We start from the raw sequence: 20,759 nt of genomic DNA on the forward strand, positions 1-20,759 counted from the left end.
GCATGCGCGCTTACGAAGGGACGGAATATGGTTCAACTGGGCCAGGAGATAGGTGGACTGCTCGATCGGCTGGGCGTCGCCCGCGCGCTGTGGACCGAAGGATCGATGCCGGCGGTGACGCCGCTGACCGGCGAACAAATCGGCATAGTGAGGATCGCGGATGCCGCAGCGATCGACGAGGCGCTCGACGGGGCAAGTGCTGCCTTTCGCGCCTGGCGCCAGGTTCCCGCGCCGCGCCGCGGCGAACTGGTGCGACTGTGGGGCGAGGAATTGCGCGCCGCGAAAGACGATCTTGCGAAGCTGGTGACGATAGAGGCGGGCAAGATCCCCTCCGAGGGCGCCGGCGAGGTGCAGGAGATGATCGACATCTGCGACTTTGCGGTCGGGCTGTCGCGGCAGCTCTATGGTCTTACCATCGCGACCGAGCGGCCGGGGCATCGGATGATGGAGGTGTGGCACCCGCTGGGCGTCGTCGGCGTGATTTCGGCGTTCAACTTTCCCGTTGCGGTATGGGCCTGGAACGCCGCTGTGGCGCTGGTGTGCGGCAACAGCGTGGTATGGAAGCCGTCGGAAAAGACGCCGCTGACCGCATTAGCGACGCAAGCGATTTTCGACCGCGCGGCGCGGCGGTTCGGCGACGCACCGCAAGGGCTCGCGCAGATACTGATCGGTGAGCGTGAGGCGGGAGAGGCGTTGGTCGACGACAAGCGCGTCGCGCTGGTGTCGGCGACGGGGTCGACGCGCATGGGCCGCGCGGTGGCGCCACGATTGGCCGGACGCTTCGCGCGTGCCATCCTGGAACTCGGAGGCAATAATGGCGTGATCGTCACGCCTTCGGCGGATCTCGACCTTGCGCTGCGGGGCGTCGCCTTCGGTGCGATGGGGACCGCGGGCCAGCGCTGCACGACGACCCGGCGCCTGTTTTTGCATGACAGTATCTACGACGGTTTCGTCGCCAAGCTGAAGACGGCTTATGCCAGCGTCGGTGTTGGCAATCCGTTGGAAGGCGATGTGCTCGTCGGGCCGCTGATCGACCGCGCGGCCTATGAGATGATGCAGGATGCGCTGGACGCCGCGCGCGCCGCAGGCGGTGTCGTCTATGGTGGGGAGCGGATCGGCGACGGCGAAAGCTTCTATGTGAAACCGGCGCTCGTCGAAATGCCGGGGCAAGTCGGGCCGGTGCTCGAGGAAACCTTCGCGCCCATCCTCTACATCATGCGCTATGATGATCTCGATGCGGTGATGGCTTTGCACAACGACGTTGCCGCCGGGCTGTCGTCGGCGGTTTTCACGACCGACATGCGCGAAGCCGAGCACTTCCTTGTCATGAGCGACTGCGGGATCGCCAACGTCAATCTCGGGACGAGCGGTGCAGAGATCGGTGGCGCTTTCGGCGGCGAGAAGGACACTGGCGGCGGACGCGAGTCGGGCTCGGACAGTTGGAAAGCCTATATGCGGCGAGCGACGAACACGGTGAATTACTCCGATGCGTTGCCGCTGGCGCAGGGGGTCAGTTTCGACCTGTAGCGGTCAGGCTGCCCGCCAGCCGAAGCCCTCGTCGAGCGCGACGATTTGTCCTGCCGTGCCGACCGGCTCGACCGCGCCGTCGGTCAAAAATGCAAGCATCGCCGCGTCGCCGACGTCGACATGCGCCAACGTCCGCTTGCCGTCGGGCGTCCGCGCAGCGACCACGCCAGCCTTTGGCGCGCCGTCGCGGCTGTAGAAGACAGTGTAGCTTTCGACGGTTGCCGGCCCTGCATAATCCTCGACAAGTTCGGGCACGGGGCCGCGCTTCGCTTCCGCTTCCGCCTGATAGTCGAAATCCTGCGGGAAGATTGCCGCGGCGATGGGCTGGTTGCCCAGCACAATGCAATGATTGTCGGTCGCGAAACCGCCGTTGGCGAAGAGGAAGCCATAGCGGCCTTCGCTTCGCAGCCTGTCGACCATCGAGACGATCGCGTGACTCATATAATTGGCGATCGGCCCGCCGCCGAAGGTCAGGCCGCCGAACACCGTAGCAGGTTTGTCGACCGGCCAGCCAAGCGTGCGTCGCGCCATTTTGGGTACACAGGGAAAGCAGCTATAAAGTTCGACGAAGTCGAAATCGTCGACCGTCATACCGTTGAGGTCGAGCGTGCGGGTAATCGACGTTTCCATGCTGACACTGCCGTCATAACGATCGCGGTGCAGGATACTCGCTGGCTCCTTCGCCGCTGCGCCCATGCCGACATAGATCAGGCGATCGTCGGGAACGCCCCGACGGCGGGCCTCGGCGAGGCTCGCGACGAGAAAGCCCGCACCCTGATTGACCGACGAATTGGCGACCATCAGCTTCGAATAGGGAAAAGCGATCGGACGGTTGCGCTCGTCGACGCGCAGGATGTCCGCGGGTGAGGCGGGCTTCCTGATCCAGGCGCCGTCGTTTGCAGCCGCGACTTCGGAGAAACGCGACCAGATTTCGGCACTTTCGGCCTGCGCCTCGGCAAGGCTTTCGCCCCACGCGGCGCGCGTGGCGTTCTCATAGAGCGGATAGACATCAACCGGCGCGGCGAGCCCGTGCTTTTGCGCGTAATTGGGCTCGCGCCGTGTCGCGACCTGGCGGATCGCATTATAGCTTTTGTCTTCGCCGCTCGCGGCCTTGGCGACGCGACCCGCAGCGGTGCGCAGCGCCTCTGCGCCGACCACCGCCGCCAATTTGACCTCGCCCGCGCCGATGCGGTTCGCAGCCTCGTTGAGCAGGCGCACCGGCGTGTCGCCGTGCGGGGCGGCCGATTGGTAATTGATCGATGGGGTCGCGCCGATGGCGGCGGCGAGCGGTTCGGGCAACTTGCCGAGGCTGTGGAAACTAATCTGGTCGACGATCGCGAGGCTGTCGATCTCGGCGAGTGAAACGCCAGCGTCTTCGGCAGCGACCTTGAGCGCGGCAACCATCAGCCCGAGCGAGTCGAGGCCACGATCGGGGTCGTCGGGGCGGTCGTTCACCTGTCCGACGCCGATGATGACGGGAATGCGCTCAGGATCGATCATCGTCATGTCAGCGCGCCTTCCACTCGGGCTTGCGCTTCTGTGCAAAGGCAAGCGGGCCCTCGCGTGCGTCTTCGCTGCGCATCAGGACCGAACGCTCGCGCGTGTTATGTTCCCAATAGGGTGCATCAGCGGCGATACGGCCCTGATCGATGCCGAGTGCGACGCGCTTCGACGCCTGAACCGACAGCGGCGCGTTGCCGGCGATTTTTTCGGCAAGAGCGAGCGCGGTCGGCATAAGATCGGCCAGCGGGACGACATGGTTGACCAGCCCGAACTCGGCGGCCCGCGCAGCGGGGATCGGATCACCGGTGAGCATATATTCCATCGCGAGTTTGCGCGGGAGCTGCTGCGCAAGGCGGAAGGCACCGCCCGCGGCCGCGAACAGTCCGACCTTGACTTCGGGCAGGCCGAATTGCGCATGGTCGGCGGCGATAATGATGTCGCTCATCAGCGCGATCTCGCAGCCGCCGCCGAACGCAAAGCCGTTGACTGCAGCGATGATCGGTTTCGAAATCGGGTGCGAAACCATGCCCGCAAAACCCCACGCCTGTTGCGCCTGGTCCGACGGATAGAGGCTCTCATCGCGCGATAGCGCGACGAGGTCCGCGCCCGCGCAAAAGCTTTTGTCGCCGGCGCCGGTGATCACGACGGCGCGGATTTCGGGGTCATTCTCGGCGGTTTCGAGAGCAGTGCCGATGCCGACATGAACCGCCGCGTTCACGGCATTGCGCGCCTCGGGCCGGTTGATCGTGACGATCAACACATGGCCGCGGCGTTCGGTGAGGATGGTGGTGTCGGTCATCATGTCTCTCCCTGTGCCGGACGCGCGAGGGCGCGAATCCGGCTGTCGGGAAAAACTATCGGCCGACGTTAACGTTTACGTCAACTGGAAAGGGCGCGAGTTGACACACCAAACATCGTCACCCCGGTCTTCGCCGGGGTGACGAAAATATCGTGAGGCGATGGCCTCAGATCGACTGGCCGGTCTTCGCCCAGTCGGCGAGGAAGCCTTCGATGCCCTTTTCGGTCAGGATGTGCTTGAACAGTCCCTTGATCACCGACGGCGGCGCGGTCATCACATCGGCGCCGATCTTTGCGGCCTCAAGCACATGGATGCCGTGGCGTACGCTCGCGACGAGGATCTCGGTTTCATAGCCGTAATTGTCATAGATCAGCCGGATGTCGGAGATGAGCTGCATTCCGTCGAAGCCATTGTCGTCGTGACGACCCACGAAGGGCGAAACGAAAGTCGCACCGGCCTTGGCGGCGAGCAGCGCTTGCGCCGCCGAGAAGCAGAGCGTGACATTGACCATCGTGCCGTCGCTGGTCAGCGCCTTGCACGTCTTGAGCCCGTCGATCGTCAGCGGCACCTTGATGCACACGTTGGGTGCGATCTTGCGGAGGATTTCGGCCTCCTTCATCATCGTCGCATGATCGAGCGCGACGACTTCGGCCGACACCGGGCCGTCGGTCAGCGCGCAGATTTCCTTCGTCACTTCCTTGAAGTCGCGACCCGACTTGGCGATCAGCGACGGATTGGTCGTGACGCCGTCGAGCAGGCCCGTCGCGGCGAGTTCCTGGATGTCGGCGATTTCGGCGGTGTCGGCGAAGAATTTCATGATGGGGCTTTCCTGCGGGAAGGTGATTCGGGCGTTGCTGCTCCCCTAGAGCAACATGCGCGTAAAATGAACCGTCGCCGCCCCTTCTTCGTGGCCCCAGAGGGAAAGGACTGGCGTTCCATCTTTGTTCCGATTATGCGACACGGCATGGCCAAAGCGAAGCGTCAATATGTCTGCCAGAATTGCGGTTCCGCCACCTATCGCTGGCAGGGTCAGTGCGCCGATTGCGGCGAATGGAACACGCTTGTCGAAGAGGCGGCCGAAACCGTCTTTTCGGCGAAGCATGATTTGAGCCGCGGCGGTCGGACGCTCGCGCTCGAAACGCTCGATGCCGACAGCAAGATGCCCGATCGGATGCTATGCGGCATCGCAGAATTCGACCGGGCGCTCGGTGGCGGTTTCGTCGCGGGATCGGCGACGCTGATCGGGGGCGATCCGGGTATCGGCAAATCGACCTTGCTGCTGCAGGCCGCGGGGCGACTGGCGAAAGCGGGCAAGTCAGTCGTCTATATCAGCGGCGAGGAAGCCGCGGCGCAGGTGCGTCTCCGCGCGCAGCGGCTTGGGCTAGGCAATGCGCCGGTCGCGCTCGCGAGTGCAACGTCGGTGCGCGATATATTGGCGACGCTTGATGGGCGCGATGCCGATTTTGTCGTGATCGATTCGATCCAGACGATGCACAGCGACCTGATCGACAGCGCCCCCGGCACGGTGAGCCAGGTCCGCGCGAGCGCCCAGGAACTGATCCGCTATGCCAAGGACAGCGATACCGCGATCGTGCTCGTCGGCCATGTGACGAAGGACGGAACGATCGCGGGGCCGCGCGTGCTCGAACATATGGTCGACACGGTGCTGGCGTTCGAGGGCGAGCGCAGCCATCAGTATCGCATCCTTCGCGCCGTGAAGAACCGCTTCGGCGGTACCGACGAGATTGGCGTGTTTGCGATGGGCGAGGAGGGATTGGGCGAGGTGAGCAACCCGTCTAGCCTGTTCCTGACCGACCGCAGCCGCGATGTGCCGGGATCGGTCGTATTCCCCGCGCTGGAAGGCACGCGCCCCGTGCTCGTCGAGGTGCAGGCGTTGACCGTCCGCTTGGCGAGTGGCGCGACACCTCGGCGTGCCGTTGTGGGCTGGGACAGCGGGCGGCTGGCGATGGTGCTCGCGGTGCTGGAGGCGCGCTGCGGACTCCAGATGGGCGCTGCCGAAGTCTATCTCAACATCGCAGGCGGTTATCGGCTTACCGATCCCGCCGCCGACCTTGCCGTCGCGGCGGCGCTGATTTCCGCATTTAGTGAACGGCCGGTGCCCGCCGACGCAATCGTATTCGGCGAATTGTCGCTGTCGGGCGAGGTTCGGCAGGTTTCGCACGACGGGCTGCGGTTGCGCGAGGCGGCGAAGCTCGGTTTCTCGCGCGGCTGGGGGCCTAAGGGGATGAAAGCGGTGGGCGGGATTTCGGTTACCGGTTTTGGCCGGCTCGGCGAACTCGTTGACCTGATGCTCGGGCGCGATTAGCGCACGGCGAATGGGAAGTTTGACGGCTCTGGATATCCTCGTGCTGACGCTTGTTGGCGGCGGCGCGGTGCTCGGTTTTTCGCGCGGCCTTGTGCAGGAGGTGACGACGCTGCTCGCATGGATACTTGCGATCGCGGCGGTACGTTTCTTTCACCCGCTCGTCACCGACCTGCTGACGGGATGGGTTGGGACTGAGGGTGGTGCGGCGGCGCTGGCCTTCGTTCTCTTGTTTGGCGGCGTGTTTGCGTTCGCCAAATGGGGATCGCGCGCGATGGGACAGCGCAGCCGCGCGTCGCTCGTCGGCGGGTTCGATCGTGGGCTCGGCGCGGGATTCGGTGCGGTGAAAGGCCTGTTGATCGCGTCGATCGGCTTCATGCTCGTGACGCTTCTCTATGACATCGGATATGGCAATGCACAGCGTCCGGCATGGATGACTGACAGCCGGACCTATCCGGCGCTCAATGCGACAAGTAGCGCGATGAGCAAAGTGATCGCGGAGCGCCGCGCGCAAGCGCGCGAAGCCGAGACGGAAGCTGCCAAGGCCGACAAGTCATGAGCGCACCGCTCTATAATCGCGACATTTTGGCGCTTGCCGTCGCAACGTCGGAATATCTGCCGATCGCCGATGCGCGCTACCGCGTGAGCAAGCGGGCGCCGCTGTGCGGCAGCGCGATTATCCTCGACCTCGATGCCGACGATGCGGGCCGGGTGACGCGCATCGGCATGCATGTGGAGGCGTGCGCGCTGGGGCAGGCGTCGGCAACGCTGCTGGCACGTCACGCGCCGGGACTCGGGCTCGCCGAACTGCGCGCCGCGCGCGATTGCATTGCGGGCTGGTTCGCCGGTGAGAGCGATCGGCCCGACTGGCCGGGTTTCGACCTGCTTGCGGCAGCGCAGGGCTATCCCGCGCGTCACGGTGCGATCCTGCTCCCCTTCGATGCCGCCATCGCGGCGCTCGAGGAACAGGCCGCCGCGGCATGACCTTGCTCGCGCTCACCGCTGCTGCTGCGGAAGCGGCCGAGAAAGTGGGGGAAACCGCGACCGACACGGCGCTGGTCGAAGGCGCGATTCTGCTTGGCGTCGCGACCCTGTTCGTGCTGATCTTTCGCCGCCTCGGCCTCGGTGCGGTGCTCGGTTATCTGATCGCGGGGGCGGTCGTCGGCCCGCACGGGTTGGGACTTGTCGGCGGCGGCGAATCGAAACTCGCCTTTGCCGAACTCGGCATCGCTTTTCTGCTCTTCCTCGTCGGGCTCGAACTGTCGCCGCGCCGGCTGTGGGACATGCGGCGCGCTATCTTCGGGTTGGGCTTGATGCAGGTGGTGGTGACCGGGCTGGTCCTCACCGGGCTCATCCACCTGACGCTGGGGTTCAGCCCCGCGGCCTCGCTCGCGCTGGGACTGCCGCTCGCACTGTCGTCGACCGCGCAGGTGTTGCCGGGTCTGAAGAGTTCGGGGCGGATCAATTCGCCCTTTGGCGAAAAGGCGTTTTCGATCCTGTTGTTCCAGGATCTGGCGATCGTTCCGATGATCACCATCGTCGCGGTATTGTCGCGCGCGCCCGCGGATCCGTCGGCACCCCCGGGATGGCAGATGGCCTTCTTTACGCTTTGGGCGATCGTCGTTCTCGTCCTTGCCGGCCGCTTCATCGTGAATCCGCTGCTCCGGATTATCGGCCGCTATGGCGAGCGCGAATTGTTCGTCGTCGTCGGGCTGCTCACCATCCTGGCGAGCGCGGCGCTGATGCACAGCCTGCACCTGTCGACCGCGCTCGGTGCGTTCATCGCGGGCGTGATGCTCGCCGACTCGCCCTATCGGCATGAGATCGAGTCGGACGTCGAACCCTTTCGCCTCATTCTGCTCGGTCTCTTCTTCCTCGCGGTCGGCATGGTGCTCGACGTCGGTGCGGTGCTGGAGCGTCCGCTGCTTGTCGTCGGGCTGGCGCTCGGCCTTGTTGCGGTAAAGGTCGTCGTGCTCACGTTGATCGTGAAACTGTTCGGCAAACCCTGGCCGGTCGCGCTCGGGCTCGGACTGCTCCTCAGCCAGGGCGGCGAGTTCGGCTTTCTGCTTTTCACGCAAGCGGCCGACGCGCTGCTGATCCAGCCCGAGGCGGCGAGCCTGTTCAGTGCTGTCGTGACGCTGTCGATGGTGACGACGCCATTCCTGATGCTCTTCGCGCGCAATCTGGAGTTTTCGCCGGCAGCGGAGCCCGCCGACCTCGACGATCCCGCCGGAGCGCCGCGCGGGTCGGCGATTGTCGTTGGCTATGGGCGGTTCGGCCAAATCGTGTCGCAGATGCTGCACGGTGTTGCCTGTTCGGTGACGCTGATCGACAAAAAACCGAGCCAGATCGAGCTGTCGAGTCGATTCGATACCAAAGTCTATTTCGGCGACGGGCTACGCGTCGATCTACTCCGCCGCGCGGGCGCCGACGAGGCGCGGCTGATCATCTTTTGCATCGACGACTCATCGGTTGATGCCGCGGCATTGAAACCGGTGGTCGACGCCTTTCCCAACGCGAAAGTCCTGATGCGCGTGTTCGACCGGCGCCAATTGCTGGCGATCGACGGGGCAGGGGTCGACGGGGTTGTTCGCGAGGTCTTTGAAAGCTCGGTCGCGATGGGTCTCACGGCGCTGCGCTATCTCGACGTCGACCCGCGCGAGATGGAAGATGTCGAGGCGACGCTCCGCCATCTCGACGAGACGCGACTGCAGGCGCAGATCGACGAGGGCGATATTTCGGCGGGCATGGATCATCGCTTCAAACCGGGCGGCGGGCGCGAGGCCGACAGTGTGCTCGAAAAATTCCGCCGCAAACGGCTGGAAGCGAAAGCCGCGCGCGAAGAAGATGAGGCGATGGGCCTGAAGACCGAGGGCTGATTGCCGCGTCATCAGGCCGGCGGAAATCGCAGGCAGCTGGTTAGCGGAAAGGACGTGCGGGGAAGGGGCGTCGGCTTGGGTCTGACGCGCTGCCGTTAGCAGTTCCTATGTGCACGCCAGCGAAAGTGGGGGGCAATGCGAAAAAGCGCATAGATGGCGTTGCAATTCTGTGTCCCCCGGCTTTCGCCTTGGTGCACGTCTCTATCGACAACGTCCAGTCGCCGCCTCCGTGCCCCCCCGCCGCCTCTGCCTTGTGCGCGGAGGACCTAATTGCCCAGCATTTGCTCGACCCATTCGGGCACAAGCTGCGTCGCCGGGCCCTGGCGCGTCTCGTCGAACCAGTAACTGCCCTGGCTTGGTTCCATATTGAGTTCAAGCGTACGCGCGCCCGATGCGCGCGCCTCGCGCACAAAACCCGCGGCGGGATAGACGGCACCCGACGTGCCGATCGAGACGAACAGGTCGGCGCGGTTCAGCGCACGATAAATATCCTCCATCCGATACGGCATCTCGCCGAACCACACGATGTCGGGCCGGAGCAGGCCGACCGCGCCGCACGCCGGACACGCCGGCCGGTCAAGCAGCGGGCCCGTCCAAGGCACGCGTGTGTCGCATCCGGTGCACCAGGCGTTCAGATGTTCGCCGTGCATATGGATCAGCCGCTTCGCCCCCGCCCGCTCGTGGAGATCGTCGACATTTTGCGTGACGATCAGCAGCTCGCCCGACCACTCGGCATCGAGCCGTGCGAGCGCCTTGTGTGCGGCATTGGGCGCCTTCGTCTGGATGGCTTCGCGCCGCATGTCATAGAAACGGAGGACAAGGTCGGGATCGCGCGCGAACGCTTCGGGCGTCGCCACGTCTTCGACACGATGCTGTTCCCACAGGCCGCCGCCATCGCGAAAGGTATCGATGCCGCTTTCGGCCGAAACGCCGGCGCCGGTCAGGATGACGATATTCTGTATGCTGCTCATCCCTCCTATCTATCCCTTCGTGTCGAGCGAAGTCGAGACACGCTGATGGCATGTCTGGCCGACGGGCATCTCGACTTCGCTCGACACGAACGGCTAAGGGGGAGCGAAAGCAAGGGGACGCATCATGACCAGCATCGGGATTATCGGCAGCGAAGGCCGGATGGGCGTGGCGCTCGCGGCCGCGATATCCGAGGCGGGGCAGCAGCATATCGGCGTCGACAAGGGCGGCAACGTCCTGAAGCTCGCCAGCGATGCCGACGTGCTCGTCGATTTCTCTTCGCCAGCCGGGCTTGAGGCGACGCTCGACGCCTGCGTTGCCGCGAAAACCCCGATCGTCATCGGTACGACCGGGCTCGAGGAGCGCCACCATTGGCTGATCGACGATGCTGCGAAGGACATCGCGGTGCTTCAGACGGGCAATACGTCGCTGGGCGTCACCCTGCTTGCGCATCTGGTGCGCGAGGCGGCGACGCGGCTCGACGCCGGTTGGGATATCGAGGTCGTCGAGATGCACCACCGGATGAAGGTCGACGCGCCGAGCGGCACCGCGCTGCTGTTGGGGCAAGCTGCGGCCGAAGGGCGCGGGATCGATCTCGACACCGCCTCCGAACGCGGCCGCGATGGCCTCACCGGCGCGCGCGGGCGCGGCAATATCGGCTTCGCAAGCCTGCGCGGCGGCACGGTCGCGGGCGACCATGACGTGATTTTCGCAGGCGACGAAGAGGTGATCACCCTATCGCACCGCGCCGAGAATCGCATGATCTTCGCGCGCGGCGCGGTGCGAGCGGCGCTGTGGCTGATGAACCAGAAGCCCGAGCGTTATACGATGCCGCAGGTGCTGGGGCTGAACTGACCGCCATGAAAAAGGCCGATATCTTCGAATTTTATCGTCGGCTTGCCGAGCTTAACCCAAGTCCGGAGACCGAGCTGGAGTTCGACAACACGTATCAGTTGCTCGTCGCGGTCGTGCTGTCGGCGCAGGCGACCGATGTCGGCGTGAACAAGGCGACGCGGAAACTGTTTCAGGAGGTAAAGACCCCCCAGCAAATGCTCGACCTTGGCGAGGAGGGGCTGAAGCAGCACATCAAGACGATCGGGCTGTTCAACGGCAAGGCAAAGAATGTCATCGCGCTCAGCGAAATCCTCGTCCGCGAGTTTCACGGTGAGGTGCCCGCCGACCGCGACACGCTGGTCGAGTTGCCCGGCGTCGGGCGCAAGACCGCCAATGTCGTGATGAACTGTGCCTTCGGGGCCGAGACCTTCGCGGTCGACACCCATATCTTCCGCGTCGGAAATCGCACGGGTCTTGCGCCGGGCAAGACGGTTCTTGCGGTCGAAAAGCAGCTCGAAAAAAACACGCCCGCGCCCTTCCGCGTCGGCGCGCATCACTGGCTGATCCTCCACGGCCGCTATATCTGCAAGGCGCGCACCCCCGAATGCTGGCGGTGTCCGGTCGACGACCTCTGCCGTTACAAGCCCAAGACGCCGGCGCCGAAAGCAAAAAAGGCGGCGTGACGGAGACGACGGCTTGGGGGGATAGAGGATATTGGCTTCGATAGACGTCGGTCATGCATCAGCCTCGTTTCATAGGCAGCGATCGCTCAACCGCCAAAGAGGTCGAGACCGTAGCCGGCAGCTATATTTGTCGGGCGAGGGGCATGGACGGTGGCCGGACAGCGTCACCAGCTACGATTCGCTCCACCCGATGGGCAGGGAAGAGTTTGACGCCATTGTCGAACGCATCCTGATGTCCGCCGCCAAAGCGAAGCGCGGAACTTCGCCCGGCTGTATCCGGATCGGATCGGCGCAAGGGCCGCGCAATATTCCAAAGTTCAGGAAAGTTCAGCCCTATGAGCGCCCCGATTTGCAAGTCGCGGGGTGCTGGATGTGCGCGGCACGTCCGATCATGGTCGCACCCGCAATTCGGGCAGCGACCACCTTTTTGTTCACCGAATGAAAGAGCCGGATGAAGGCTGGCATAGCCGGATAATGTAGGAAAGACCTATTTTGAAGGTGATGTCTGTTTTGGGGTGGTGAGCGGACGTTTGCTACTATGTTGTACCCCGGCGAAGGCCGGGGCCCAGGGCTCTGGAAAGCCGAGCTGTGCGGATCGCCGCCCTGGACCCCGGCCTTCGCCGGGGCACACAATACCGTCGTTAGTGTCCGGTCGTTTCTTCGCTCTCGTCATCCCGGGCTTGACCCGGGATCCCGCTTTTTGGCGCGCTGACTGACTTCGATTTCAAGCGGGACCCCGGATCAAGTCCGGGGTGACGAAAAAGGATTGGTCGGCAACCGGTCGTTTCCCATTTGCGCACCCCGGCGAAGGCCGGGGCCCAGGGCTTCAGAGAGCCGACCTCTGCTCGTTGCGCTCTGGACCCCGGCCTTCGGCGGGGCACACACCTGCAACGGCAGCAACCGGTCGATTCCCGCCGTAATAGCGAAACCCGCAAGGGCAGCGGGGCGGGGGCTTAGAGGCAGCGGTCCGTAACCCGGTTAAAACATCGTAAGACGCTTTCCCAGCTCGCGTAGGCTGTCCGCGTAGCGATCCGTGGCTCCGCGAAAAAAAGAGCATGGCGGCAGAGTGAGAATAATTTCCTCTGCCGTCTTCTCGCCTAGGCGCTCAGCAATGCGACGCTCTTGCGCCCCATAGCGCTGATCCAGCAACCGCTCGGCATCGGGCCGCGCGATGTTCTCGCACATGAGTTCCTGAATGGCGCCATACCGAACCCCGACGCTCCAGAGCTGCTCGTTTGAAAGGGAGGCTATTGGGATAAAGCGAGGCCGCTCCGGTTCGGAGACCTGACAACCCGTCATCATCAGCGCAGTCCCAACGATAAATGGCAGCTTCACTTCGTTTCACCTGCAATGTCGATTACTGCGCTAGCCAAACTAAACTAAAAACCCCTTTCACACGATGGCTGCGCCGTGCGGTTGGGCGCCCATACGCGACATCGACCATGGCTGCGCAAATGGCGACTTCCGGTCGAAAGTGTACGTTCGCTTGACCGACCTGACTCTCGCTGCGCCCCCTTCAGCGGTCGAGGAATGCCGCCACCGCATCGAGGCCGTAGTCCTCGGTGACGAAGCTCTGCCCAATGCCGCGGGTCAGGATCAGCGGCAGCTTGCCGCCGCGGACCTTTTTGTCATGCGCCATATGGCCGGCGAGGGTCGCGCCATCGGTGTTGACTCCGGCGCTGGCAAGGCTGTGCGGAAGGTCGACGCTTGCCAGATGCGCGCGCACGCGTTCGGCGTCTGCGGCGGTGCAAAGACCGTTCGCGGCAGAGAATTGATGCGCGAGCACCATGCCCGCCGCGACGGCTTCGCCATGGAGCAGCCGGTCCGAATAGCCCGTTTCAGCCTCGAGCGCGTGGCCGAAGCTGTGTCCGAGGTTGAGCAGCGCGCGAATATCCTGCGTCTCGCGCTCGTCGGCAGCGACGATCCGCGCCTTGGCCGCGACGCTGTGCGCAATCGCCTTGTGGCGTGCCGCGCTGTCGCCCGCGAGCAGCGCCGCGCCATGGTTTTCGCACCATGCGAAGAAATCGGCGTCGTCGATCAGGCCATATTTGACGACCTCGGCATAGCCCGCGCCGAGTTCGCGGCGCGGCAGCGTTTCGAGCGTTGTCGGGTCGATCACGACCAAGGCGGGCTGATGGAAGGCACCGATGAGGTTCTTGCCCGCGGGCACGTTGATCGCGGTCTTGCCGCCGACGCTGCTGTCGACCTGCGCCAGCAAGGTGGTCGGCACCTGGATGAAATTGCAGCCGCGCTTTACGATCGAGCAGGCGAATCCGACGAGGTCGCCGATCACGCCGCCGCCCAGAGCGATGACATGATCGCCGCGCTCCACCCCTTCACCGATCAGCCATTCGGTCAGCCGCGCGAGCCCGGCCCAGCTTTTCGTTCCTTCACCCGGTTCGAGGACGAAGGAGGAGAAAGAGATATTCTCCATCGCCAGCGACGTGCCGAGCGGGATCAGATAATGGTCCGCGACATGGCTGTCGGTGACGATCATCGTGCGCGGGCGTTTCAGCAGCGGTGCGACATGCGCGCCGATCTCGCGGATCAGTCCGTCGCCGATCAATATCGGGTAGCTGCGGCTGCCGAGGTCAACGGTCAGGCTTTCCATTTCGGATTTTCCCACTTTGACAGGGCCTCCAGGATCGCGCGCACCGTATGGTCGTGCGGCGTGCTTGCCGAACTGATGCGAAGATGCGCTTCGGCATAGATGGGATTGCGGACCGCCGCCAGTTCGCGCAGCACTTCGCCAGGATCGCGGTTCCTGAGCAGCGGGCGGTGGCTGCGGCGGCCGACGCGCTCGACTAATGTCGGGATATCGGCGTCGAGCCAGATGCACAGGCTGTCGCGGAGGATCAGGGTGCGCGTCTCTTCATTGACGAACGCGCCACCGCCCGTCGCGAGCACCATCGGCTTTTCGCCCAGCAGGCGCGAAATCACGCGGCGTTCGCCGTCGCGAAAATGCGCCTCGCCAAAACGCGCGAAAATATCGGATATCGTCATGCCCGCCGCGCGCTCTATTTCGTCGTCGGCATCGGCGAAGCGCATGCCCAGGCGTTGCGCGAGGCGGCGGCCGATCGTCGACTTTCCCGACCCCATCAGCCCGACGAGCACGATCGACCGGTCGCGGATCGACGCGGGGACGGCGCCCGAAGAAACGGGGCCCGGGCTTTTCGGGTTTCGCGACATGGTCCGCGCGGCTATACCGCCCGTGCCGCGCGGGACAATGCTTTACTGCCTGCGGCGAAAAGACCGGCCGATCGAGCCGCGAATGATTGAGGTGGATGTGACCGACGAGATTGCCCCAAGCGCGCCGCCCCGGCGTGTTGCGCCCGAAAGCGAAGTGCGATGAAGATGAAAACGCTCTCGCTGACGTTGGGCCTTTCGGGCACCGCGCTCGCAGCCGTGCTGGTCCTGCCCGCGCTCGCGCAGGAATCCTTGTTGCCCGAGGGCTTTGGCAACCCCGCCGAGACGCCCGCGCCGCGCCCAGCCCCGACGCCATCGCCGACCGCAACCCCGACGCCGAGTTCGGCGCCCGCAAATGGCAGCACCCCACCGCCCGTCGCGCCGACGATCGGGGCTTCGAGCGTCAGTGCACCCGCCGAAGATGGCGAAGAGGGTGAGGAAGGCGAAGAAGCCGAAGCAGGCGGATTGAAATATGACCTGCCGCCGGGCGCGCGCCGTCTGCTCACCCGGATCGGGCCGCTGACGCCCGAAACGGGCGGGCTGGCTCCCGATGCCTTTGGCGTACGCGGGCAATATGCCGCTGCAATCATGCGCAAGACGAATGGCCAGCTTGCCTCGCGCTGGGGCCAGATATTGCTCCGCCGCTCGCTCGCGTCGGCGATCGACACGCCCGAGACGATCAACGGTGCCGACCTTGCCGCCGACCGTGCTTCGTTGCTGCTGCGCATGGGCGAATCGATCACGGCGCGCCGGATCGTCCAGTCGGTCGACTATGACCGCGCGAGCCCGCGCCTGGTCGCCGCGGCACAGCAGACCTATCTTGCCAACGCCGACCCGGCGGGCATGTGTCCCTATGTTCCCGCGGGCCTTGCGCATGGTGACGAGCAGGCCTGGCGCCTGTCGTCGGCGATCTGTTCGGGGCTGTCGGGCGAAGCCGGGCCTGCGGGCTGGGCGATCGGCCGCGTGCGGTCGAGCGGCAGGATATCGAACTTCGACATATTGCTGGCCGAGCGTGTGCTGGGCGCGACGGGCGCCGGCCGCCGTTCGACAACGATCGAATGGAATAATATCGACCGACTGACCAGTTGGCGCTTTGGCATGGCGACGGCGACCGCGATTCCGGTGCCCGAGGCGCTGCGCACATCGGCGGCGCCCAATATCAAGAGCTGGACGGTCCTGGCGCCGATGACCGATATGGCGAGCCGCATCGCCGCAGCGCCCGAAGCCGCCGCGCGCGGCGTGCTGTCGAGCGAGGCCTATGTATCGTTGCTGAGCGCCGCTGCGAGCGAAGAGGAACCCGCCGAGGCGGTCACCGCGCAGACCGAGCAACTGCGCGCAGCCTTTCGTTTGGCAACCGGTGCCGATCGCTATGCGGCAATGGAGCGTCTTTGGGGCGCCGATGCCAATCCGACCGGCCGTTATGCGGCGATGGTCGCAACCGCACGCGCCGCAGCCGCCTTGCCTGTGAATACCGACGTCGGCGGCGATCCCTGGCAGCTCCTGGGATCGATGCTGGCTGGCGGATATGACGAAAATGCCGTCGCATGGGTCCCGACCGTTTCGGTCGGCAGCCGCGCGTGGGGCGTGCTCGCGGTGGGATCGCCGCGACCGCTGACAGGCATGAGCGCCGGCGCTGTCGGTCAGTTCGCGGGCGACGACGACAGCGCCGACGCACTGCGATCGAAATTCCTGCTTGCGGGCCTCGCCGGCCTGGGGCGGCTCGACACGAGCGCGGCGGCATCGGCGGCGAGCGACCTTGAGGTCGATCTGGGCAAGCAGACGCGCTGGTCGCGGGCGATCATGGCGGCCGCCGAACGGCGCGAACCCGGCATGGTGGCGCTTCTCGCGGCGGCGGGGATGCAGGGCGAGTGGTCGAAAGTGCCGCCCTATCATCTCTATTATATCGTCCGGGCGTTGCGCGACGTGGGCCTTGCGCCGGAAGCGCGGATGATTGCCGCCGAAGCGCTGGTGCGTGTCTGACGGCGTCCTGATCGACCGTTTTCTCGAGATGATGGCGGCCGAGCGCGGAGCGTCACGTAACACGCTGACCGCCTATCGCCGCGATCTGGAGCAGGCGGCAGAGTGGGTAAAGGGCCCGCTGGCTGACGCCGACGCGGCGGTCCTGCGCAAATTGATGGCTGATTATCAGTCGCTTGCAGCAAGCAGCGCGGCGCGCAAGCTGTCGGCGCTGCGCCAGTTTTTTGCCTTTCTGCAAGGCGAAGGCGAACGGGCGGACAATCCGGCGCTCGACATTGCGCGGCCCGCGACGCGCCGACCTCTGCCGCGGATACTGACCCACGCGCATGTCGCGCGGCTGTTCGAGCAGGCCGGCGAGGAGGCGTCAGGCGAAACGCCGCCCGCAGCCGCCGTCCGGATGCTGCTGCTGCTCGAACTCCTCTATGGTTCGGGCCTCCGCGCCAGCGAACTGGTGTCGCTGCCGCGCCGCGCCATCGCCGGCGAGCGCGAATATCTGATCGTGCGCGGCAAGGGCGACAAGGAACGGCTGGTTCCTCTGTCCGAACGTGCGCGCGAGGCGCTCGACCGCTGGGTGCCGTTGCTGGCTGACGGTTCGACTTGGCTGTTTCCGTCGGGCAAGGCGCATATCTCGCGCGTGCGGCTGTTCCAGATGCTGCGCGAACTGGCGGCGCGCGCAGGGATCGATCCCGCTGCGATCAGCCCGCATGTCCTGCGTCACGCTTTCGCCACGCATCTGCTCGAGGGCGGCGCCGATCTGCGCGCATTGCAATTGATGCTCGGCCACGCCGATATTGCGACGACCGAAATCTACACGCATGTCGATAGCCGCCGCCTCGTCGAACTGGTCAACAAACGGCATCCGCTGGCACGGATGGATGGCACCCACCCCGAAGTTGACGTTGCGACGCCTTCGTCCTAGCGCTCCCCTATGACAGCCTTTCTGGATTTCGAAAAACAGGTCGCCGCGCTCGATCGGCAGATTGCCGAGCTTCGCGAGATGGGGGACGACCCCACGCTCAACATCGACAATGATATTGCGCAGCTTGAGGGCAAGTCCTCGAAATTGTTGCGGGAAATCTATTCGAAGCTGACGCCCTGGCAAAAGACGCAGGTTGCGCGCCATCCCGATCGTCCGCATTTCAAACATTATGTCGCCGGCCTGTTCGACGATTGGATGCCGCTGGCCGGTGATCGGAATTTCGGGGACGATCAGGCGATCCTGGGCGGGTTGGCGCAGTTCCGCGGCCGGCGTGTCATGGTGATCGGTCATGAAAAGGGCGACGATATTCCGTCGCGAATGAAGCATAATTTCGGGATGGCGAAGCCCGAAGGCTATCGCAAGGCGATCCGCCTGATGCAGCTTGCCGACCGCTTCGGGCTGCCCGTCGTGACGCTGGTCGACACTTCGGGTGCCTTTCCGGGCATCCAGGCGGAAGAGCGCGGTCAGGCCGAAGCGATTGCGCGGTCGACTGAACAATGCCTTGCGTTGGGCGTGCCGATGGTCGCCGCGGTGGTCGGGGAAGGTGGCTCGGGCGGCGCGATTGCGCTGGCAGCCGCGAACCGTGTCTTGATGTTCGAACATGCCGTCTATTCGGTGATTTCGCCTGAGGGCTGCGCGTCGATTCTGTGGCGCACGTCGGACAAGGCGGCCGATGCCGCCGCCGCGATGAAGATGTCGGCGCAGGACCTGCTGGGTCTGAAAGTCATCGATCGTATCGTGACCGAGCCCGTCGGCGGTGCGCATCGTGCGCCCGACGTCGCGATCGCGGCGCTGGGCGATGCCATCGCGCAGGAGCTCGACGCGCTGTCAGGCCTCCCGCGTGAGACATTGCTCGCCGCGCGCGAGGAAAAATTCCTTGCGATGGGGCGCGCTTAGGCGCGCTCCGGCGGAACCCGTTCGCGGGTCATCGCGTTCCCATTTCGAAATCGGCGACCGCGGTTCATCGCGCGGCTTGCCTTGTCGCGCGATGGGGATATCCCTGACCGAAGAAGTTCAGTGGGAGGCTTTTCGATGAACTGGAAGACCGGAAAAAAACTGGCGGCGGTGCTGGCGGTGGGCGGCCTTGCCTTTACCGGCGTCGCCGATGCGCAGTTGAAGGCGATCAGGACCCAGACCAATATTTCGCCCGCCGAACGCAAGCAGGGCGACGAGGCGCATCCGCAGCTACTTCAGGAATTCGGCGGCGCATACAGCGGACCGCAGGCCGCCTATGTGAACCGCATCGGCCAGAATATCGCGGTCCAGTCGGGGCTTTCGCGGTCGCCCAGCGATTTTACCGTCACGCTCCTCAATTCGCCGGTCAATAACGCCTTCGCGATCCCAGGGGGCTATGTCTACGTCACGCGCCAACTGATGGCGCTGATGAACGATGAGGCCGAGCTTGCCGGCGTGCTCGGGCACGAAGTCGGCCATGTCGCCGCGCAGCATAGCAAGAAGCGCCAGTCGGCCGCGACGCGCAATCAGATCCTCGGCGTGCTTGGGGCCGTGCTCGGCGGCGCGATAGGGGACAATGGCGGACTGCTCGGGGGGCTCGGCGGGCTCCTCCAGAATAATTCGATGCGCGTCGCGCAGCTTGCGACACTGGGCTTTTCGCGTAGCCAGGAATTGCAGGCCGACCAGCTCGGGGTGCAATATCTGCGAAGCGCGGGCTATGACCCGCTCGCGCTGTCGACGATGCTGACGAGCCTTGCCAACCAGACCACGCTCGACGCGCGTCTGTCGGGGGGCGATGCGCGGTCGCTGCCCGAATGGGCGAGCACGCACCCCGACCCCGCTTCGCGCGTGCGCAATGCACAGACGCTTGCGAGCAGGGTGGGGGGCAGTGGCGGCAATCGCAACGCCGACGCCTTCCTCGCCTCGGTCGATGGCGTGCTTTATGGCGACGACCCTGCACAAGGCGTGGTCGAGGGGCGCGATTTCCTGCATCCCGATCTCAAGCTGCGTTTCACCGTCCCGAACGGTTATGGCATGCAGAATGGCGCCGATGCAGTTTCCGTCAGCGGTAATGGCGGGCAGGCGCAATTTACGACGGGGCCGTACAGCGGCGACATGAACGCTTATATCGCAGCGGCGTTCAAGGCTGTCGCGGGCAATGCGTCGATTACCCCCGGCGCGATCCAGCGCACGACGGTGAACGGCATCCCCGCATCCTATTCGACTGCGCGGGTGAATACCCAATCGGGACAGGTCGACCTCACCATTTTCGCTTATGAATTTTCGCGTAGCAGCGCGTTTCACTTCGTCGCGCTGACGCAGGCGGGTGGCGGAAGCGTCTTCAATTCGATGTTCAACAGCGTCCGGCGTTTGAGCACCGCGGAGGCGGCGGCCATCAAACCGCGGCGGATCGATGTCGTTACGGTCGGGCGCGGCGACACGATGGCCAGCCTGGCGCGGCGGATGGCCTATAGCGATTATCAGGCGGAGCGTTTCCAGGTGCTCAACCGCCTGACCGCATCGAGCCGCCTGACCCCGGGGCAGAGGGTGAAGATCGTGGTATATGCCAGCCGGTAACGCCGTCTGCGACGGACAAGAAAAAGGGCGGTGGATTGCTCCACCGCCCTTTCTTTTTGTTGCGCCCGAAAACCGGGTGCGACGTCGATTACTGGTTCTGGAGGCCAGTATCGACCTTTTCGAAGGTGTTGGTAACGCTGTTGCCAACTGCGCCCATCGCGGCGATGCCGGCAACGGCGATCAGAGCGGCGATCAGGCCATATTCAATGGCGGTGGCGGCTTTGGTGTCGCGGACGAACTTCTTGATGAACTTCATGACTGGTCTCCTGATTTCACTTACCCTGTTGACGGTCTGGTCTGGGTCAACATCAGCGGGTTTAGGGCGAATAGGTTTTGAAAATCTTAATGGCTGAAGGAGACACGCCGAACCGCGGTCCCGAAATGAGAATGCCGTTATATGCTACATATTCTCTGTGGCGGCGGTCGAGACCTTGCCCCACATGGCGCTCGTCGAGTTCGCGACATCGGTTATCGCAACAATAGCCGCCAAAAAGACAAGGGCCAGTATCAGCCCATATTCGACGGCTGTGGCGGCCCTGGTCGACCGCATCAGCCTGTAAAAGTTTCG

At 64.5% G+C, this 20,759-nt stretch carries 20 protein-coding genes and 1 pseudogene; 11 read left to right on the top strand and 10 right to left on the bottom strand.

Going from position 1 to position 20,759, the window contains the following annotated elements; all coding sequences use genetic code 11:
- The first annotated feature begins 27 nt into the window (after positions 1-27).
- Positions 28-1,527, top strand: a complete 1,500-nt coding sequence (locus SC1_RS03430; RefSeq protein ID WP_062177601.1) for an aldehyde dehydrogenase family protein — start codon at positions 28-30, stop codon at positions 1,525-1,527.
- 3 nt (positions 1,528-1,530) lie between these two features.
- On the opposite strand, the gene SC1_RS03435 is transcribed toward SC1_RS03430, so the two are convergent.
- From SC1_RS03435 to fsa, 3 genes are all read right to left on the bottom strand, one after another.
- Positions 1,531-3,033 (bottom strand): acetyl-CoA acetyltransferase, encoded by a 1,503-nt coding sequence (locus SC1_RS03435; protein ID WP_062177604.1) that lies wholly within the window; start codon positions 3,031-3,033, stop codon positions 1,531-1,533.
- Between the two features lies 1 nt (position 3,034).
- The gene (locus SC1_RS03440; RefSeq protein ID WP_062183506.1) at positions 3,035-3,829 is read right to left on the bottom strand and encodes an enoyl-CoA hydratase-related protein; all 795 of its coding nucleotides are present in this window, start codon (positions 3,827-3,829) and stop codon (positions 3,035-3,037) included.
- Between the two features lie 166 nt (positions 3,830-3,995).
- Positions 3,996-4,646 carry a fructose-6-phosphate aldolase gene (gene fsa, locus SC1_RS03445; protein WP_062177607.1) on the bottom strand — a complete coding sequence of 217 codons (651 nt, stop codon included), beginning with the start codon at positions 4,644-4,646 and terminating at the stop codon, positions 3,996-3,998.
- Between the two features lie 147 nt (positions 4,647-4,793).
- Between fsa and radA the strand changes: the two genes are divergently transcribed.
- From radA to SC1_RS03465, 4 genes and pseudogenes are all read left to right on the top strand, one after another.
- Positions 4,794-6,155 (top strand): DNA repair protein RadA, encoded by a 1,362-nt coding sequence (gene radA, locus SC1_RS03450; RefSeq protein ID WP_062177610.1) that lies wholly within the window; start codon positions 4,794-4,796, stop codon positions 6,153-6,155.
- A gap of 10 nt (positions 6,156-6,165) precedes the next feature.
- Positions 6,166-6,711 carry a CvpA family protein gene (locus SC1_RS03455; protein WP_083435648.1) on the top strand — a complete coding sequence of 182 codons (546 nt, stop codon included), beginning with the start codon at positions 6,166-6,168 and terminating at the stop codon, positions 6,709-6,711.
- A complete protein-coding gene (locus tag SC1_RS03460) occupies positions 6,708-7,136 on the top strand; it encodes an iron-sulfur cluster assembly scaffold protein (protein WP_062177613.1) in 429 nt (142 codons plus the stop codon). Before SC1_RS03455 ends, SC1_RS03460 begins: the two co-directional genes overlap by 4 nt.
- Positions 7,133-8,734, top strand: a pseudogene (locus SC1_RS03465) (cation:proton antiporter); the annotation flags it as partial. The gene SC1_RS03460 and the pseudogene SC1_RS03465, both read left to right, overlap by 4 nt.
- 56 nt (positions 8,735-8,790) lie before the next feature.
- On the opposite strand, the gene SC1_RS22605 reads toward SC1_RS03465, so the two are convergent.
- Positions 8,791-8,901 (bottom strand): F-box-like domain-containing protein, encoded by a 111-nt coding sequence (locus tag SC1_RS22605; RefSeq protein WP_368389973.1) that lies wholly within the window; start codon positions 8,899-8,901, stop codon positions 8,791-8,793.
- Between the two features lie 396 nt (positions 8,902-9,297).
- Positions 9,298-10,002 carry an NAD-dependent deacylase gene (locus SC1_RS03470; protein ID WP_062177620.1) on the bottom strand — a complete coding sequence of 235 codons (705 nt, stop codon included), beginning with the start codon at positions 10,000-10,002 and terminating at the stop codon, positions 9,298-9,300.
- 124 nt (positions 10,003-10,126) lie between these two features.
- On the opposite strand from SC1_RS03470, the gene dapB reads away from it, so the two are divergent.
- Positions 10,127-10,855 carry a 4-hydroxy-tetrahydrodipicolinate reductase gene (gene dapB / locus SC1_RS03475; RefSeq protein ID WP_062177623.1) on the top strand — a complete coding sequence of 243 codons (729 nt, stop codon included), beginning with the start codon at positions 10,127-10,129 and terminating at the stop codon, positions 10,853-10,855.
- Positions 10,856-10,860: 5 nt separating this feature from the next.
- A complete protein-coding gene (gene nth, locus SC1_RS03480; RefSeq protein ID WP_062177626.1) occupies positions 10,861-11,517 on the top strand; it encodes an endonuclease III in 657 nt (218 codons plus the stop codon).
- 978 nt (positions 11,518-12,495) lie between these two features.
- On the opposite strand, the gene SC1_RS03490 is transcribed toward nth, so the two are convergent.
- The 3 genes from SC1_RS03490 to SC1_RS03500 all read right to left on the bottom strand — a co-directional run bounded on the left by SC1_RS03490 (position 12,496) and on the right by SC1_RS03500 (position 14,706).
- Positions 12,496-12,852, bottom strand: coding sequence for a hypothetical protein (locus SC1_RS03490; protein ID WP_062177633.1), 357 nt, complete (start codon positions 12,850-12,852; stop codon positions 12,496-12,498).
- A 181-nt stretch (positions 12,853-13,033) separates the two neighbouring features.
- Entirely contained in the window at positions 13,034-14,128 is a 1,095-nt protein-coding gene (gene aroB, locus SC1_RS03495) for a 3-dehydroquinate synthase (RefSeq protein ID WP_062177636.1), read from the bottom strand.
- Complete coding sequence (locus tag SC1_RS03500; protein WP_083435649.1) at positions 14,116-14,706, bottom strand: shikimate kinase; 591 nt, start codon at positions 14,704-14,706, stop codon at positions 14,116-14,118. Before SC1_RS03500 ends, aroB begins: the two co-directional genes overlap by 13 nt.
- Positions 14,707-14,865: 159 nt before the next feature.
- Between SC1_RS03500 and SC1_RS03505 the strand changes: the two genes are divergently transcribed.
- The 4 genes from SC1_RS03505 (at position 14,866) to SC1_RS03520 (ending at position 20,191) form a co-directional block, all read left to right on the top strand.
- Complete coding sequence (locus SC1_RS03505) at positions 14,866-16,683, top strand: hypothetical protein (protein ID WP_062177639.1); 1,818 nt, start codon at positions 14,866-14,868, stop codon at positions 16,681-16,683.
- Positions 16,676-17,599 carry a tyrosine recombinase gene (locus tag SC1_RS03510; RefSeq protein ID WP_062183514.1) on the top strand — a complete coding sequence of 308 codons (924 nt, stop codon included), beginning with the start codon at positions 16,676-16,678 and terminating at the stop codon, positions 17,597-17,599. Before SC1_RS03505 ends, SC1_RS03510 begins: the two co-directional genes overlap by 8 nt.
- Before the next feature lie 9 nt (positions 17,600-17,608).
- Positions 17,609-18,556 carry an acetyl-CoA carboxylase carboxyltransferase subunit alpha gene (locus SC1_RS03515; protein WP_062177642.1) on the top strand — a complete coding sequence of 316 codons (948 nt, stop codon included), beginning with the start codon at positions 17,609-17,611 and terminating at the stop codon, positions 18,554-18,556.
- Between the two features lie 135 nt (positions 18,557-18,691).
- Positions 18,692-20,191 (top strand): M48 family metalloprotease, encoded by a 1,500-nt coding sequence (locus SC1_RS03520; RefSeq protein ID WP_062177645.1) that lies wholly within the window; start codon positions 18,692-18,694, stop codon positions 20,189-20,191.
- Between the two features lie 88 nt (positions 20,192-20,279).
- On the opposite strand, the gene SC1_RS03525 is transcribed toward SC1_RS03520, so the two are convergent.
- Both SC1_RS03525 and SC1_RS21465 read right to left on the bottom strand, forming a co-directional pair.
- On the bottom strand, positions 20,280-20,447 hold the full coding sequence (locus SC1_RS03525) for a Flp family type IVb pilin (RefSeq protein WP_062177648.1): 168 nt from the start codon (positions 20,445-20,447) through the stop codon (positions 20,280-20,282).
- A 144-nt stretch (positions 20,448-20,591) separates the two neighbouring features.
- The gene (locus SC1_RS21465; RefSeq protein WP_370568695.1) at positions 20,592-20,741 is read right to left on the bottom strand and encodes a Flp family type IVb pilin; all 150 of its coding nucleotides are present in this window, start codon (positions 20,739-20,741) and stop codon (positions 20,592-20,594) included.
- Positions 20,742-20,759 lie beyond the last annotated feature (18 nt).

This window comes from Sphingopyxis sp. C-1, from assembly GCF_001047015.1.
In the GTDB taxonomy this organism is placed as follows: domain Bacteria; phylum Pseudomonadota; class Alphaproteobacteria; order Sphingomonadales; family Sphingomonadaceae; genus Sphingopyxis.